The organism is Bacillus marinisedimentorum (assembly GCF_001644195.2).
In the GTDB taxonomy this organism is placed as follows: Bacteria; Bacillota; Bacilli; order Bacillales; family Bacillaceae_O; genus Bacillus_BL; species Bacillus_BL marinisedimentorum.
Window position 1 is genome coordinate 18,469 of record NZ_LWBL02000023.1, and the last position, 15,483, is coordinate 33,951.

Annotated in this window: 20 protein-coding genes; 5 read left to right on the forward strand and 15 right to left on the reverse strand. The window is 44.4% G+C overall.

Annotated features, from left to right (window positions below; translation table 11 throughout):
- Positions 1-20: 20 nt before the first annotated feature.
- The 4 genes from A4U59_RS06650 to A4U59_RS06665 all read right to left on the reverse strand — a co-directional run bounded on the left by A4U59_RS06650 (position 21) and on the right by A4U59_RS06665 (position 2,762).
- Positions 21-725 carry a pirin family protein gene (locus A4U59_RS06650; protein ID WP_070120392.1) on the reverse strand — a complete coding sequence of 235 codons (705 nt, stop codon included), beginning with the start codon at positions 723-725 and terminating at the stop codon, positions 21-23.
- 51 nt (positions 726-776) lie between these two features.
- Entirely contained in the window at positions 777-1,229 is a 453-nt protein-coding gene (locus A4U59_RS06655; RefSeq protein ID WP_425388880.1) for a MarR family winged helix-turn-helix transcriptional regulator, read from the reverse strand.
- Positions 1,230-1,375: 146 nt separating this feature from the next.
- Complete coding sequence (locus A4U59_RS06660) at positions 1,376-2,032, reverse strand: FMN-dependent NADH-azoreductase (protein WP_070120394.1); 657 nt, start codon at positions 2,030-2,032, stop codon at positions 1,376-1,378.
- A 232-nt stretch (positions 2,033-2,264) separates the two neighbouring features.
- Complete coding sequence (locus tag A4U59_RS06665; protein ID WP_070120395.1) at positions 2,265-2,762, reverse strand: TraR/DksA family transcriptional regulator; 498 nt, start codon at positions 2,760-2,762, stop codon at positions 2,265-2,267.
- A gap of 138 nt (positions 2,763-2,900) precedes the next feature.
- On the opposite strand from A4U59_RS06665, the gene A4U59_RS06670 reads away from it, so the two are divergent.
- Positions 2,901-3,362 carry a TspO/MBR family protein gene (locus tag A4U59_RS06670; protein WP_070120396.1) on the forward strand — a complete coding sequence of 154 codons (462 nt, stop codon included), beginning with the start codon at positions 2,901-2,903 and terminating at the stop codon, positions 3,360-3,362.
- Between the two features lie 427 nt (positions 3,363-3,789).
- On the opposite strand, the gene A4U59_RS06675 is transcribed toward A4U59_RS06670, so the two are convergent.
- Positions 3,790-4,416 (reverse strand): peroxiredoxin family protein, encoded by a 627-nt coding sequence (locus tag A4U59_RS06675; RefSeq protein ID WP_083270699.1) that lies wholly within the window; start codon positions 4,414-4,416, stop codon positions 3,790-3,792.
- Between the two features lie 223 nt (positions 4,417-4,639).
- On the opposite strand from A4U59_RS06675, the gene A4U59_RS06680 reads away from it, so the two are divergent.
- A complete protein-coding gene (locus tag A4U59_RS06680) occupies positions 4,640-4,957 on the forward strand; it encodes a hypothetical protein (RefSeq protein ID WP_211274909.1) in 318 nt (105 codons plus the stop codon).
- A 94-nt stretch (positions 4,958-5,051) separates the two neighbouring features.
- Here A4U59_RS06680 and A4U59_RS06685 read toward each other — a convergent pair whose 3' ends face one another.
- The gene (locus A4U59_RS06685) at positions 5,052-5,516 is read right to left on the reverse strand and encodes an OsmC family protein (protein ID WP_070120397.1); all 465 of its coding nucleotides are present in this window, start codon (positions 5,514-5,516) and stop codon (positions 5,052-5,054) included.
- Between the two features lie 202 nt (positions 5,517-5,718).
- On the opposite strand from A4U59_RS06685, the gene A4U59_RS06690 reads away from it, so the two are divergent.
- Positions 5,719-6,522: a TIGR00266 family protein gene (locus A4U59_RS06690; RefSeq protein ID WP_070120398.1), complete on the forward strand. Its 804-nt coding sequence runs from the start codon at positions 5,719-5,721 to the stop codon at positions 6,520-6,522.
- Positions 6,523-6,725: 203 nt separating this feature from the next.
- On the opposite strand, the gene A4U59_RS06695 is transcribed toward A4U59_RS06690, so the two are convergent.
- From A4U59_RS06695 to A4U59_RS06705, 3 genes are all read right to left on the reverse strand, one after another.
- Entirely contained in the window at positions 6,726-7,160 is a 435-nt protein-coding gene (locus A4U59_RS06695) for a universal stress protein (protein ID WP_070120399.1), read from the reverse strand.
- Between the two features lie 249 nt (positions 7,161-7,409).
- Positions 7,410-7,751, reverse strand: coding sequence for a hypothetical protein (locus A4U59_RS06700; RefSeq protein WP_070120400.1), 342 nt, complete (start codon positions 7,749-7,751; stop codon positions 7,410-7,412).
- A gap of 91 nt (positions 7,752-7,842) precedes the next feature.
- The gene (locus A4U59_RS06705; RefSeq protein WP_070120401.1) at positions 7,843-8,907 is read right to left on the reverse strand and encodes an AI-2E family transporter; all 1,065 of its coding nucleotides are present in this window, start codon (positions 8,905-8,907) and stop codon (positions 7,843-7,845) included.
- A gap of 187 nt (positions 8,908-9,094) precedes the next feature.
- Between A4U59_RS06705 and A4U59_RS06710 the strand changes: the two genes are divergently transcribed.
- Both A4U59_RS06710 and A4U59_RS06715 read left to right on the forward strand, forming a co-directional pair.
- The gene (locus A4U59_RS06710) at positions 9,095-9,463 is read left to right on the forward strand and encodes a response regulator (protein ID WP_083270700.1); all 369 of its coding nucleotides are present in this window, start codon (positions 9,095-9,097) and stop codon (positions 9,461-9,463) included.
- On the forward strand, positions 9,456-9,818 hold the full coding sequence (locus tag A4U59_RS06715; protein WP_070120403.1) for a cyclic di-GMP-binding domain-containing protein, MshE-related: 363 nt from the start codon (positions 9,456-9,458) through the stop codon (positions 9,816-9,818). The genes A4U59_RS06710 and A4U59_RS06715 overlap by 8 nt, the downstream gene beginning before the upstream one ends.
- Here A4U59_RS06715 and A4U59_RS06720 read toward each other — a convergent pair.
- From A4U59_RS06720 to A4U59_RS06745, 6 genes are all read right to left on the reverse strand, one after another.
- On the reverse strand, positions 9,815-10,498 hold the full coding sequence (locus A4U59_RS06720) for a Tad domain-containing protein (RefSeq protein ID WP_070120404.1): 684 nt from the start codon (positions 10,496-10,498) through the stop codon (positions 9,815-9,817). The genes A4U59_RS06715 and A4U59_RS06720 overlap by 4 nt on opposite strands.
- Positions 10,495-10,887 (reverse strand): TadE/TadG family type IV pilus assembly protein, encoded by a 393-nt coding sequence (locus A4U59_RS06725; RefSeq protein WP_169823919.1) that lies wholly within the window; start codon positions 10,885-10,887, stop codon positions 10,495-10,497. The genes A4U59_RS06720 and A4U59_RS06725 overlap by 4 nt, the downstream gene beginning before the upstream one ends.
- Positions 10,874-11,614, reverse strand: a complete 741-nt coding sequence (locus A4U59_RS06730; protein ID WP_070120406.1) for a hypothetical protein — start codon at positions 11,612-11,614, stop codon at positions 10,874-10,876. The genes A4U59_RS06725 and A4U59_RS06730 overlap by 14 nt, the downstream gene beginning before the upstream one ends.
- A 97-nt stretch (positions 11,615-11,711) precedes the next feature.
- On the reverse strand, positions 11,712-12,563 hold the full coding sequence (locus A4U59_RS06735) for a hypothetical protein (RefSeq protein WP_070120407.1): 852 nt from the start codon (positions 12,561-12,563) through the stop codon (positions 11,712-11,714).
- A 157-nt stretch (positions 12,564-12,720) separates the two neighbouring features.
- Entirely contained in the window at positions 12,721-13,818 is a 1,098-nt protein-coding gene (locus A4U59_RS06740; protein WP_070120408.1) for a hypothetical protein, read from the reverse strand.
- Between the two features lie 24 nt (positions 13,819-13,842).
- Positions 13,843-15,252, reverse strand: a complete 1,410-nt coding sequence (locus A4U59_RS06745) for a vWA domain-containing protein (protein WP_070120409.1) — start codon at positions 15,250-15,252, stop codon at positions 13,843-13,845.
- Between the last annotated feature and the right edge of the window lie 231 nt (positions 15,253-15,483).

Sequence of the window (15,483 nt, forward strand, 5' to 3'; positions counted from 1 at the left end):
GGCGCTTTTTTCTCTTCCTATTAAGGCAGGTCAATCAGGATAATGCGGGCTCCTTCATCGGAACTGATGACAAGGTCCGTCTCATCGGTTATTCTTGCTGAATCCCTTGTTTTCATTTCATATTCGTTAACAGCCGCTTCCCCGTTTATGATGAACAAGTATGTCCGCCGGTCCGCTTCCTGTAGGAAGCTTAACTCTTTTGCCGGCTGTATATCAGACATATAGATGGTCAGATCCTGATGGATGGCGGCGACTTCACCGGGCTTCGCATACTTTTTGGAAACGATTGGAACGAGCTGTTCAGACAACGCTTCTGTATTGAATGCCGAAGTTTCATACTCAGGTTTCAGCCCATTCTCTTCCGGCATAAACCATAATTGCAGGAAGTTCACCGGTTCCTCAGATGAAGGATTGACTTCCGAATGGATGACCCCTGTTCCGGCACTCATCCGCTGAACCTCTCCAAATGACGTGACAGCAGTCTCACCTGTACTGTCTTCATGCTTCAAATGCCCTTCTAGTACAATCGAAACGATTTCCATTTCTTTATGCGGGTGTGAACCAAAACCTCGCTGCGGCTGGACGACATCATCGTTAAAGACTCGGAGCGGGCCGAATTGAGTATTATTCGGATCAAAATATTCAGCAAAGGAAAAGCTGAAGTTGCTTGTCAGCCAGCCGTGCTGGGCAGTATATCTTGATTTTTCCGGATAAATCGTAATCATTCTTTATCACGCCTCTTTCTTCCATTCAAAATACGAATTCCGTTTCCGCTGTTACTGACTGTGTTCATTTTCCAGCTGCAGACCGAGTTTCTTCAAATTACTGATCGTAGCATCTTTCTCTTCAAGTGACAAAGCCTCTGTCAATTCTGCGATACGTTTGCGATGGGCAGGAAAGATTTCGTCCATCAACTTTCTCCCTTTGTCCGTAATAGTTCCATATGTGATCCGGCGGTCATTTGTACAGGGCTTCCTGGTGAGATATCCTTTGCTTTCAAGTTTATCCGTGACATACGTAATGCTTCCGCTTGTTATGAGAATTTTACTACCGATTTTCTGCAGCGGCTGCGGGCCTTTATGATATAAAAGTTCAAGCACCGCAAACTCAGTCGGGTTCAGCCCGTGACTGCGGATATCCTGCATCACTTTTTCCTCCAGCGTCCGGTATGCCTTCGAAAGCACGATAAATAATTTTAACGCCTGTTCTTCTTTATTGCTGCTGCTCATCATGCCACATCCTTTTGGCTGAATCGTAATCTATTAAAAATGGAGGGTCAGGCAGGATTAACATATGCTGGCCTGCTTTTAAGGCTGTCCGCAGTGAACCTTATTATCCGGAGCCCGCAAAAATCTGTCAAAAGGCCTTTCCTCCTTTAAGAACGAACAGCGTGTTTCACAAAACGCGCGGCTGCATCTTCAGCATTTTGTACGGATTCTTTCAAGATTTCTTCCGCTTTGCCGGGATCGGCAGCCATTCCCTCCACATGGATTGTTTCTGCATCTTCCACACCGATGAAATTCAATGCAGCCTGTAAATGACCGCTGGCAAAGTCCAATGACTGAGCGGGGCCTTCTGAGTACACACCGCCCGATGCCTGGATATGAAGGGCTTTCTTGTTTTTCATGAGGCCGACAGGACCTTCTTCTGTATATTTGAACGTTTTGCCAGCAATCATAATATTGTCAAGATAAGCTTTGAACATTGGCGGGAATCCGAGATTCCACATCGGTGTGACAAATACATAACTGTCAGCTTCGATAAACTGGTTGACAAGCTCTTCCATCCTACTCAGTTTGTTTTGCTGGCCGGCACTCAATTCCTCAAAAGATTTCCCTTTTGAGAGGCTTTCCCAGGCGCCAAGCACTTCTTCATCGATAAGGGGGATGTCATCCCTGTAAACATCCAGATGGATGACTTTACCTTCAGGATTCATATTTTCATATGTTTGAAGAAAAGCTTTTCCGGTACTGAGCCCGAAAGAAGACTCGGTCTCTTTAGGATTAGCTGTAATGTAGAGTAATGTTGACATGGTGAATTCCTCCGTTTTTATCTTTAATTTAAATATCTTTAATTCAAGATATCTATTTGTGGTTAAGGGTACATCGATAAAATCAGATTGTCAATTAGATTGGCTTAATTGATTTCATCAATTTTCTTTTACCCAAAACCCTTTTACAATAAACGCCCGCCGAAAAAAGTATCGTATCAGCTTGAAGCCGAATAAGCAGCAAGGATACGCGGATCAAAAAAACAGGGCAGAGTCAGTCTCTGCCCCAGGAGGGATCATGCTCTTCTTTGATTCTGTCGATTGTTCTCATCGGGCTGTCTTCATACTTCTCTTCTTCCTCACTGGCAAGCTGCACTTTTTCATCAGGCTCCGGTTTTATACCTTTATCGTATTTTTGCTGGGCTTTCAGCGTCCTTTTTGCATATGGAAGAGCTTCAAGGCGTTCGGAGGATATTTTTTCCCCCGTGTCGACACAGATGCCGTATGTGCCGTCATCTATCCGCTGCAAAGCTTCTTCGATATCCCGGAGTATGTCCTCGTCATTATTCTCCAGTGTTATTTCCCTTTCCTTTTCATATAATTCCGTGCCTGCGTCGGCCATATGATTGTCTACACCTGCATTGAAATCACCAGAAGCATCTGTTATCGATTGGTTCGCATAATATTCATGCTCCAACCGTGTTTCAGTTTCTTTTTTCATATCCAGTAAACGGTTTTTGAAGTGCTCCGTTTGTTCTTTTGACAATGGCATAATGGCTCCTCCTCTTTTTGCTGTTTCCAATATTGTTCCCATGTTGTACTGGAACTGAAACATCCCGCTTAAACCAGTATCCGTTCTGTTGCATACCTGAATGTTTATAAGGGAAGAGGAAACAAAAGGGGATAACAGATGAAAAAATCGACATTCGTTGTTTTCATTGCAACTTTTGTGCTGTTTACTTTATCGGGATTTCTGTTTCCCATTGACCGGGATTGGTACAATTCTTTGGATAAACCCCCATTGACGCAAGGAGGCAGCGTCATCGGCATAGTCTGGTTCATTCTCTACCTTTTAATTGCCGCTTCCGTTTCTCTCATTTATGAGCGGTATGAATTCAGCAGGGGGAACAGTCTGATCATCTCCGTCTTCACCATGAATTACCTCTTTAATCAGGCTTTCAGCTATTTGCAGTTCAACCTTCACAGTCTTGGCGGAGCAGCGCTTGATACTATCCTCGTAGCTGTAACCTCTTTTGCGCTGATGTTGCTTGCCAAAGAATTTTCCAAAACCGCCTCCTGGCTGCTCGTCCCCTATGTTCTCTGGTCGGTTTTTGCATCATATCTGGCCGTGGGGCTTTATGTGTTGAATTAATTGGCTTAATTATAATTAAGACTGTGCTAAATGCGGCTGTTGATTTCCGTCGAGAGGTACTTGTTTCAACGGAGTGGGCTGAACCTCTTTGCGCTTACGCTCCAGCGGTATCTCACCTATCCAGCCAGAGTCTCGCGTACACACGCATCAATCGAACGCGTTCAAATTCAACAATGTTCTACACATAGCCAAAACATGGGAACCTGTTTTCCGTACTTATATTCAGAGAAATATCAACATTTTAGGCACTGAACCCCGTTTTCCGTGCCTATAAATAAGAGATAGGCAACATTACAGGCACTGAACCACAATTCAGTGCCTGTAATCTGCTGATTGCACAACATATAGACATGGAATCCCATTTTCCATGCCCATATTCAGAGAACTATTTAAAAGTATTCGGCAGCTTCTTCTAAACTAAAAGCAATCAATCCATTTCCTTTATATTGTTCTCAATCGTTTCCCTGCTCATCTGGCCAATGATTTTCTGGTGGATGATTCCTTCGCTGTCAATGAAATAGCTTGTCGGAATGGATATGGCCTGGTAAGTGCGGCCGACTTCATTGCGAATATCCATTAAAATCGGAAACGTCAGACCGAATTCCTCGACAAACGGCTGAACTGTATTGTTTTCCCGTTCGGCACTCGTTAAATTGACCCCAAGCACGACAAAGCCATCATCTTTATACTTTTCATAAAGATCCTGGATATCAGGCATTTCCGCACGGCAAGGCGGACACCATGAAGCCCATAAATTAACAAGCACTTTTTGCCCCCGGTAATCAGAGAGCTTGACCGACTCTCCTTCAAGTGTCTGCAATTCAAAGTCAGGCGCCTTGTTTCCAACCGCAACCCCGACCACATCACCATCAGCTTCCTTTGACGGAGTTTCACCATTGCCGCTGTCCGTGGAGCCGGAATCATCCATTTTTCCCGAATTTGACTCAGGAAGTTCCACTGCTTCTTGTCCGCTGTTGCTATCTATAAATTGCCATACCGCGAAAGCGCCGAGCCCCGCGATGATGAGTATGGAAATGACACCCTTCCAATTCATTTGAAAACATCCCCCTTTTTCTGCTGCTATGTTTCTACTTGATAGTGTAACCGGTATCCCTTTTTTTCAACACCCCGGATGGAAAAAATTCATATAAACTTTATTTCATCAGTTTGAAACCAGCCTCTGGCTGAAAATCCGCTCATGCCTATATTCCAGCCTTCCGTACTTCTGCATATGTATGGAGTGTAGGCATTTCACACACAAAAAAGGAGGTATTTGTTTGTACCCACATATGAATGACACCCTTCCATTCCACCCTATGCGCGACGATGAACAGATAGAATCACCGGTGTATCCTCATGATCCGCAGCAACGGTTTTTGGGAGGCTTTACCGGAGGACTTGCAGGCGGATTGTTAGGCGGGCTGCTTACACCACCTTATTACGGAGGTTACGGCCCTTTTTACGGTGGCGGTTTTTACGGCGGGTACCCAGGAGGTTATCCGGGAGGATATCCGGGAGGATTTTATCCTTATGGCGGCTACGGTGGAGGGTATGGGCCCGGCGGTTATGGAAAATATAAATACGGACCATGGTAACAAAAACGAAGCAAGAGGCCGATCACTCCCACTAAAATAAAAAATGGACCGGATAAAGGTATCCGGTCCATCAGTATATTCTGTTCTTCATCTTTTAAACACTTACCGATTGTTCTTTTTCAACCAAGACACCTGCCGATACGAGTGAAACTGGGTTTGCTATCGTATCACCTACCGGGCACGTTTTTTCAATAAAAGATGCAAATTCCTGTGCTTTTTCAGCTGTTATGTCTGCATTGATGACCATTTTATAGCGTATTTCCTGGAAACCGGGGCGGACGTCACTTTTACACATGAATCCGTCAACATCCAGGTCCCCCTCAAGTTCAACCCGGAAATCTTTCAAATCAATATCAAAGGTTGGGGCATAGACTCTTGCAACAATCGCCTGGCAGGCACCCAGTGCGGATAATAACAATTCAACAGGATTCATTCCCTTATCAGTACCGCCAAGGGATTCAGGCTCATCAATCAACACTTTGAAATCGCGAGCAGCTGTTTCCACCATCAAGCCTTCCGGTAAGTTTTTGGCACCTGCTTTAAACGTGACAATAGCCATTTCATTTCCCTCCATTATTTTTAATTAACGTGGAGCGGATCATGTTGAATTGCGGCACAAGAACTTTGTTAACTATTTCACATAACCATTATACTATAATCTGATCATTCTGTAAAAAAATATCCTGTTTTAATCTTTCCGTCCTATTCCAATATATAGAATGATATAGTAAAAGTGTAGGAAATATGAAGGAGGGATTAACATGAACGCTCACGAAATAGAGTACAAGCTACATGGGGATGATATGCAGTTTGTGGAGATTGAATTGGACCCTGGGGAAAGCACCATCGCTGAAGCGGGAAGCATGATGATGATGGAAGAAGGCATCCGGATGGAAACCATTTTTGGAGACGGTTCGGCAAACAGCAGCGGATCAGGTCTGTTTGGAAAGCTCCTTGGTGCAGGAAAGCGGGTTCTCACTGGTGAAAGTTTATTTATGACCGTATTCACCAATGGAGGCTCCGGTAAAAAGCATGTCTCATTTGCGGCGCCTTTTCCCGGCAGCATCATTCCGATGGATTTGAGTGAGCTTGGGGGGAAGATCGTATGCCAGAAGGATTCATTCCTCGCTGCTGCAAAAGGAGTCTCAATCGGCATTGATTTCAAACGTAAGCTGGGAGCCGGTTTCTTTGGCGGAGAGGGTTTCATTATGCAGAAACTTGAAGGAGACGGGCTTGCTTTTGTCCATGCCGGCGGTACTATACACAAAGTAGAACTCGGTGTCGGTGAGAGGCTGAAAGTCGATACCGGCTGTCTTGTCGCCATGACAAAAGATGTCCATTATGATATCGAATTTGTCGGCGGTGTCAAAACCGCACTGTTCGGAGGGGAAGGCCTTTTCTTTGCCACACTCCAGGGACCGGGAACAGTCTGGGTTCAATCCCTGCCTTTCAGCCGCCTGGCAGACAGGATATTCGCAAGTGCTCCCCAGAGCGGAGGAAACAACAAAGGAGAAGGAAGCATCCTCGGCGGACTCGGCGACCTTCTTGATGGAGACAATAGATAACGGCAGGCCGCTGCCCTCCCAAAAATATATGCATCGCTGTAAAGACAACTCGCCAATTGGCGGGTTTTGAGGCTAAGACAGAGCCGCAGCTGCCTTTATCTTAAAATTGGCCTGCTGTGCGGAAATGCATCCTTGCTGACAATTCATGCTTTTTTACGGCAAAAAGAAAAACAGGCAGCCGGATAATCCGGCGCCTGTTTCTTTTATTTGATGACAAATACCGGGCAATGGGCCCGCTGGACCACATAGTGACTGACACTGCCCAGGAACATTTCTTTAAGTCCGCTGAAACCGCGGTTGCCGATTATGATTAAATCGCTGTCATGCTCCTTTGCAAAGTCAACAAGTCTTTTTCCCGGCACTCCTTCGAGAATGTGGGTGCTGGTCTTATTCGGAAGCTCAGCCAACTTCTCTTCAACAGATCCCATTGAATTTTTAATATCTTCCTTCATTTCATTGATGGTGGTTTCATTATACATTCCGTAACTTCCCATCGAAACGGGTGGATTGAATACCGTCACTACATCAACCTCAACCTGTTCATCCTCCTGAGCCGCTTTCAAGGCAAAATCCAGCGCCTTTCCGGCAAGTTCCGATCCGTCATACGCAACCAGTATCCGCGAATAGACATTTAACATTTCAGACCCTCCTATACCGATTAATTTGAATTCTTAAACTTTCAACTGCCAGCTTTTCCGACTGTGAGAAAAATTAGAAGCCAATTCTGAGGATCTGGGTTGTTCATGTACATTTCTAATTCTTCATTATATTATCCTTCTACAATGATTCAATTACTCCTGCTGATGCTTTGGTCCAGATCGATAATTTTTGTGAATTCTGCCGTTTGGATTGCATTAAGTTTGCACCCGTGACAGAATTTCGTCTCCTCAGTGATCAAGCTGGCTGTCACCAAGAATGCCCATGGATTCAATTTTCTTTTGAGTTTCGATCGTGCCGAGAAGATATATCTTATGATAGATTTCCCGGACAGTATTCCCATATTCATTACGGTCTTCGTCACCGGCATCTTCAGCTAATGGATGCATGAGAGCATCCGGATGGAGAAAATATTCATGTGTATCCCCTTTTGCTCCGGCTTCATTCAGCTGATCCCGCAGCGCATTCACTTCCTGAGGTGTGGCGTATAACTCGAAATACTGCTGGTCTTCATCAAAAGGAAGTTTCTGGATGTCACCTGTCCGCAATGCGATAAAATATGTTTCTTTCATTTGAAAATTCACTCCTCTCGGTTGTTTCATACCCAACTGCATTATTCTCTAATCAAGTCGAAGCTGCCGGCCTGGATCGGCAGACCCATTTTCAGTCTGCATGGCGGAGCTTATAAAAGCGCCGGAAGTTCACAACGATTTCTTTTGCTGAAGCATAAAAAGGTACAGCCAGCAAAATGCCGAAGAATCCAAACACGGATCCAGCAGCCATAATGACGAGAATAACCGTTACTGGATGAAGGCTCAACTTTTTTCCCATCACTTGTGGAGTGATGAGATTTCCTTCAAGCTGCTGGACGACTATGAATACAATGACAACCTTAAGCAGCATCATAGGACTTGACATTAAAGCAACAACCACTGCCGGTATGATCCCAATAAAAGGCCCCAGAAAAGGAACAATATCCATCACCATAGCAAAAATAGCCAGCAGAAGCCCGTACTTAAGCCCGATAATCCAAAAGCCAATAAACGTCAATACACCAACGATCATTGCGACTATTACCTGACCGACAATATAAGTCGATAACGTCTCATCTAAATCATGAAGGATTTCCCTTCCTTCTTCATGATGCTTTTTGGGAATGAAATTCAACACGTGCGGCGCGAGTTTATAGTCGTCTCTCAATAAATAAAAGAGAATGAACGGAATGACGATCATTACCGTCGCCACACTGGCGGCCATTGACACAATTCCCATAATATTATTCCCGATTCCTCTTGCAAGTTCTGCAAAATAACTGATCGCTTTATTTTTCACTTCTTCATAGGATACGAGACCAAAGTTATTCTCCTGTACAACGTCCTCTGTTTTTTTATCGACCTTTTCCAGATCCTGAGGCACGGAGTTCGCCAGATCGTTAAACTGTTTGGCAATACTGTCTCCCGCAAAATATACGATTCCGCTGAGCAGACCGATTAACAGAACATAGAGAACAATAATGGCGAGGACTTTGGGCATCCACTTATCCATAATCCGGACGATCGGCCGAAAAAGGTAATAAAATAAGCCTGAGAACACCAAAGGAAGGAAGATGGTGAACAAAATAGCTTGAATCGGCGTCATCAAGTAATCCACTTTTCCGAGAAAAAATAAAATCAATAACACAAGCAATACGGCAGTGCCGTACTTAAAGAACTTATTATCATAACTCATACGCGGACCCCTTTTTGATCTTCTTTACAGTTCGTTTACCCGTATTGCGGCGAATTAACACTATTCCTTATGTATCAAAAGTACAGGCAGACAAAAAGGAGATTGGTATGCGGCGGCGAATACTTTCAAATGGTGAATTTTGTCGGCGAAAGGAGAGGTTTTGTTGAATATTAGCGGAATAACAATAATGGTTTGTGATGATTCACTTTTAATCCGAAAGAAGTTGACCGGTCTCCTCAATTCCATCGGGGCCGAATCGGTCATAGAAGCTGAGAATGGACTAGAGGCCGTCCAAAAAGCGCAAAACAGTGAAATTGATTTGATTTTTATGGATATTGTCATGCCTGAAATGGATGGAGTAGAAGCTGTCCGCCATATAAAGGCCGGCTTACCCGATGCATACATCGTCATGGTTTCATCGGTCGGCACACAGAAAAACTTAATGAAGGCTTTAAAAGCAGGCGCTTCAGACTTTATTCAGAAGCCCTTCCAGGAGGACAGCATCAGGCAAATCATCGCCCATTTCCAGAAAGAAAGGGGTGTACATAATGTTTAGTCAGTCTTTCGGCCATTTTTTGCTGAACCGGCATTACCTGACAAAGGAACAGCTTCAAACAGCTCTCGATAAAATGGATGAAACCCGTGTGAAGCTGGGAGTGCTTGCCATGGACAGCAGTTACATGACCCCCGGCCAGGTTTCAGAAATCCATGAGAAACAGACAGCCGTCGATAAGCGGTTTGGTGAGCTTGCTGTTGAGGCAAGCTATCTGACAGAGGAACAGCTTGAAGAGCTGCTGGCACGGCAGAAGAATCAAAACCTGCAGCTGGGGCAGGTCATTCTTGACCATAACTGGATGAAGGAAAAAGGCAGCTTACCGGAAGCTGCCTTTACTTCGTTATTTATCTGTTAAGGAATCTGAATAGTCTTTGTGCTCCATCCGTCAATTTCTTTCAAAAAAGCCGCTTCCGGCCCTTTTCCAGTCTGGAAGAGGTTCTTTTTCATTCCAGTAAATAGACGGTTGATCTTAAGGGCTTCGAATTCAGAAGAGGTTTCCACTTCAACACGGTAATCAGGCGAAAATAAAATCACGCTGGTTACATCAGAGCCTCCGCCATTACTGCTGATTATACCGCTTACAGCAGAACGGACTTCATCAATGCCTCTCCACTGTAAAACAGATACAATTTCGTGGTTCAACTTATTTTTGCCCGGCCCGGATTGAAGCTCAGCACTCAATACTTCATCGATTGCCCGAATTCTCGCTTCATTAAAAGATATATTGGGTTCAGAACGCTGCAGGTGATCTGCACGATCGCCGATTTTTTCTTCCACAGTTTTCCCTGTCAGCACCCTTTCAGCCTGGCCGGGAATGGATCGGTCGTAATTCCTTGTCCCTTCCATTGCGAGTTCATAAATGACTGCTGTCGCTGCAAAACTGGCCTGTTCGGCGGCATTGGATGCTTGCTGTTTCACTGCAAAAACTTTCGTGAAATTAAGGACAATAAGGAACATAATAACCATGATAAAAAGAGAAGAAATGAAAAAAATCGTTATATTTCCTTTTTCATCCTGTATACGCAACCGGTTCATTTAATCAGCCTGCCGCTTACGGACTGTGTAAACGAGACTTTGGACAATCCTTTGACCATGTCATCAGGAATAAAAATGATGTCCATATTAACATCAGCCTCCGCTTTAAAAGTGTTCCCACCAGGCTGAATCGTAATCGATCCGCCCATGCCGGCCCCGCCAGATCCCAGTATTGCTTCACCGGCGCTAACAGCCTCCGATTCAATTCCAGTCACCGAATAAACTTTCGCAGCTTCATTGACAGCCGAACGGGCTACAACAACCGAGTAACCGGTAATCAGCAGCTGCCAGAAAATCAAAAATACTAAAATGATAAAAGGTGTAAGCGCAAGAAATTCTATTGCCGCAGAGCCTTCTTCACTCCGTAACCTTTTTTTATGATTTCGCACGGACACCATAGTTTCCCACCGCCTTTTTCAGCCAGCTTCCAGCGAATGTTTCTTCCTTTTCCCAATGATGGACTTGGAGTGTAAGCAGAATGACAAAAAACGGGAAAAATAAAAGATTCAGGAGCATCTCACTTAACACCACTGCAAGATAACTATCCGTGATCCTCGTAATCCCTATCATGCCAGCTGTCCCAATGACCAATTCAGTTAAACTTAGCAATACAATCAAAAGCAAAAGCGGGAAGAACTTCCTTATCCCCAGTTGCAGCCCCGGCTTCATACTTCTGAATACCGGCTGCCCGCGTAAAACAGCTATGTATGGTGTAAGGAAAAACAATACAATCAAAATAATGCCGGGTATCACAAAAACCGCAAATCCCGCCAACACCATCATGGTGAACAGCAGCGCAAATATATACACAGGAAAGCCATACGTGAAAAAAGCCAGAAAAGCAGGCTTTAGCAGCTGTTCTTCCTCACGTAGTTCCGCACCGGCAAATCGGATAAAGGGGACCTGTCCAACTATAAGAAATAAAAACATTAAAAATGAATTGAGCAAATCACCCGCGGCAGGCAAACCCGTTCGCGCGGCCTCCAAATAGGCAGCATTTGCGATGACATTATGCAGAACCATCAACGGGAGCAAAAGAGACAGGGATAATATGAAAATGCTCCCGAAGTGGTTCGCATAAATACTGAACGCTGCCGCAATATTTCGCTTTAACATGCATTCCCACCCCTATGCAATTCTTTTACAGTAAACCTAAACGATTATTCTATTAAGACCATGCACCTAGATTACTTCCAGGCAAACTGCCATCCTCCTATGCTCCACGAAGAAACTTTTTCACAGACATCTCAGCCTCATACTCCATTTTTCGATCTGACATTTCTCTCATTTCTTTTACCCCTTCCTCTCCAGAAGAAAAGGTGACCGGATTGCCATGGATGTCCAATTCAAAAGTGGCCAGAGATTTTTTTAAGTCGCTCAAGATATCCGGGCGGATATTATCTTTTAATAGCCTTATCAACTTATTGTATGAATCCTGTTTTGTTTTTCTGAATTGATCCTTATGCTGTTCGAAAAAGTTAATCAAGTTTTCGATGGCATCGACTTTTTTTATAATATTGGTCCCTCTCCGATACAAAATCTCGCTAAACTCTCCACTCAACTCCAGCATGGAGCGGGTATCTTTTTCTGTTAACAGTGATTTTTGATTAATAGCAGCATCAAGTTCTTTCATTTCATCCCACAATCGGTTAAGCTCGGTTTTGCTGCTGACCATCATGTTTTTCAGTTCATAATACGCTCCATAGTCCTGCTTGATTGACTGAGCTTCACCATCCATATCCTTAAGTAAAACTTCTATTTCCCTTACAGCCTCTTCAAACATCCATACATCATGATCTTTATATCTTAGGAATTGTTCCCCATTCCGCATAATGCTGTTATAGGAAAGAACCTGTTTACTCACTTCTTTTGCAACATGTACGGGAGGCAGCTCTCCATCTTTTTTAACCGTTAAGACAGCATTCGGTTTTTTAAAGCGGAAATAGAGAACAAAGCAGTAATCGACCCCTTCGTGACGGTAACTATAAGGAAACAGTTCATACGTTTCCAATAGCTTTTTATGCTTCTGTATTTGCTTTTTCACTTCCGCTGTTTCTAATGCCATGCTATCCATCATCCTTTTTAATATTTTCCTGATAGGTTTTTCGAATGACTCAAGTTCTCCATCCCGATGATGTCGCAGTTTTTGAAGGTATTTGCCGTGAGTTTGTGATGTTTATCCTTCTTGCCGTTTGTTATTCTTCAGGATGTGATGACACTACTCAATTGCTGAATAGAGACTTTAATCCATCAGTAATACCTTTCTTAATAGTTGTCGCAGCCCTTACGGTAGAATTCCAGATTTTTTTAGCATCCGCTGCAATTTTCTTCCGGTTACGATACAATTTAACCGCTCCAGTCCCCGCTGCCAGAACACCGCCCAATACGATTGCTCCTGCTGCGATTGGCTGGGCTGCCGGGATAGCCATTCCTATTGTTCCCGCGTCAATGAGGAAGCTTCCCAAACTATTCAAGCCGTTTAGTGTCTCGCCTTTGCTAAAGTTATCTATCGTATCTGCTGCTGAGAACACTGCTCCAATTGAGGCTGCAGCAATATTAAACCTGCTGACTGTTTTGAAAACACCATTAGCGTTATTAATTGCACTGAAGCTATTCTCCACATTAGCAAGTGTTTGATGGGAACCAAAATTATAGGAAGTAGGGTTGAGAAAGTACGCCAATTCCTTGTACCGGCCATACCCCTCTTTATAATCCATAACAACCGAATAACCGTCCGGTATTGCCTTAATGCTTTCATTATTGGCACCAATCAGCTTGAAGGTTGACATCAAGTAACGGGACTGCAGGTTGGGATCACGGAAAAACTGGCGCATGTCCCCCAGTTGGTCACCGTGATTGATCGTTGACTTCACGATGCCGTTGTAAAGGAAGTCATTAAACTCTTTTGCTGACGGCATACCCGGTTCCCAGTATTCTTTATCTGGGGATCCAGGGTTCTGAACTTCAGCGTTTGGCGGCATTACCTCACCAGGCGGCTGCAGCGGAAGAAAACCGTATCCCGGATTTACAGGAGTTATTCCGGGATTGTGCCGGTCATGCTCTCCCGGCTGTATGTCCCATTGTTCAGTTATCCAGGGTTCTGTGTTCCGTGGTCCTGTTTCCCAGGATTCGCTCTTCCACGATTCGTTTTCCCACGATTCTGCCTTCCAGGATTCGCTTTCCCATGATTCCGAATTCCAGGCTGGAATATTCCAAGCACCTGATGCGGCATAGGCTGCAAGCGGAAACAAATTCAGGAATAGCAGATAAAAGGCTGCAGCACCGGCTAGGAACGATACGAGCCCTTTTTTTTTGAACATCGATTTCCTCCCTAATTCAATAGTTTATTGTCCATTCATACGTTCGTTATATGTTTTTTCAAGTTCTTTAGTCACTTCTTCGAAATCGGCGGTTGCCATTTGGTTAAGATCATCAAAAAGGTTGTCCCGGGTTTTTGATACAAATTCATAATGGCTGTCAATCAGCTCCATTATGTCATCATCCTGATCCTCTGACAGTTTGCCTTCAGATTTGAGGTAGAGAATCGCCTTTCTCTCATTTTCAACTTCCTTGAGCATTTTATCTTTCCACTCAATGTGAAAGTTCATGATTTCCTGCTTTCTTTCGGAGTGGTCGATATTTATTTGGCGTTTTGAAGAGTAAAGCCATTCGAACCAGCGCTTGGCCATTTCGGCCGAACGGTCGAATTCTTTCTGAAGCTCATCCTGGCTCTGTACGGATGCATAGGTTCCGCCTGCTGCCCTGGCAACTTCCTTCAGCTGCCTGTTGCCTTCGCTATCCACATCGAAACCGATTATATTGACCAGCGGAGTTATTTCAGATTGTTTCAGGTTTTTACCCGCTGATACAGGGTTGCCGTCACAGGTTTCCACACCATCGCTCACAAGATAAATGATATTTGTGTTTTCCGTACCCTTTTTCATGCTCAGGTCCTCTTGAGCTTTAGCAAGGGATTCGGCAATCGGTGTCCAGCCAGTCGGTTTGAATTTTTCCAGCGCTTTATTCAACTGGTCCACATCATATGGCTGCAATTCGTAAACCAGCTCATTGCTGTTGCAGGATACTCCTTTGTCCTTATCGGCATTGCTGCCTTTATGGCCATATACTCTCAATGCGACATTCGCTTGTTCAGGAAGAGAAGCTGTGAATTCACGGATGGCTTCTTTTGCCAGTTCCATTTTCGTTTTGCTGCCGATTTTCCCGGCCATGCTTCCGCTCGCATCAAGGATAATCTCAACGTTATAGTGTTCTTTGAATTGATACCTTGGATCTTCCATATCCGGGCTCCCAAATTTGCTGGCTTTCCATTGTTGAGCCAGTTCCATTGGATCAGGATATTCAGGCACGAACAAGGAGACGATGTGCGCGGCGTATTCCATCTTTTCTTCTTTTGAAGCATTCTCGCTCAACACTGGAAATTGCTCTAATTTCTTTTTTGCATCTGTGCTTTCCAGGCTGTCAACATTGTGGAACTCCCCGATTGGATATGCGAGCAGTTCGCCCAGGGAACCAGGAAACGGAGGGGCGGCTTCATTAAACGTTTCGGCTTCTTCACCGGAATCTGCTGCACTCCCTGCAGTTTCTGTTTCTTTTTCTGCTTTTTCCGGTTTTTGCTCCGAACTTTGCTTTTGTTCCGTATTAGCACTTTCCACTTCTGTCTGTTTATTGCTGCATGCTGAAATGATCAGCAGCATGATCACGAGTAAAATGGATATTGTTTTGAATCGTTTCACGGAACCCCTCCCTTGTTGCCGTTTAGTGCAGTGAGTCTGTTTTGATATTGGGTAGGCCTTTTCCGGCACTCTTAGCTCGATGCGTGACCGGTTCGGTGTTGGGTATGCCTTTTCGGGCGCGCGTAATGTAAATGCATGTGTCACCATTTAGTAATCGTGTAGTTTCTGATTTTTTTCTGTCCCTATGCCTGGCCGGGAAAATCCATACTTGCCAGTCAACCGGAAAATCAC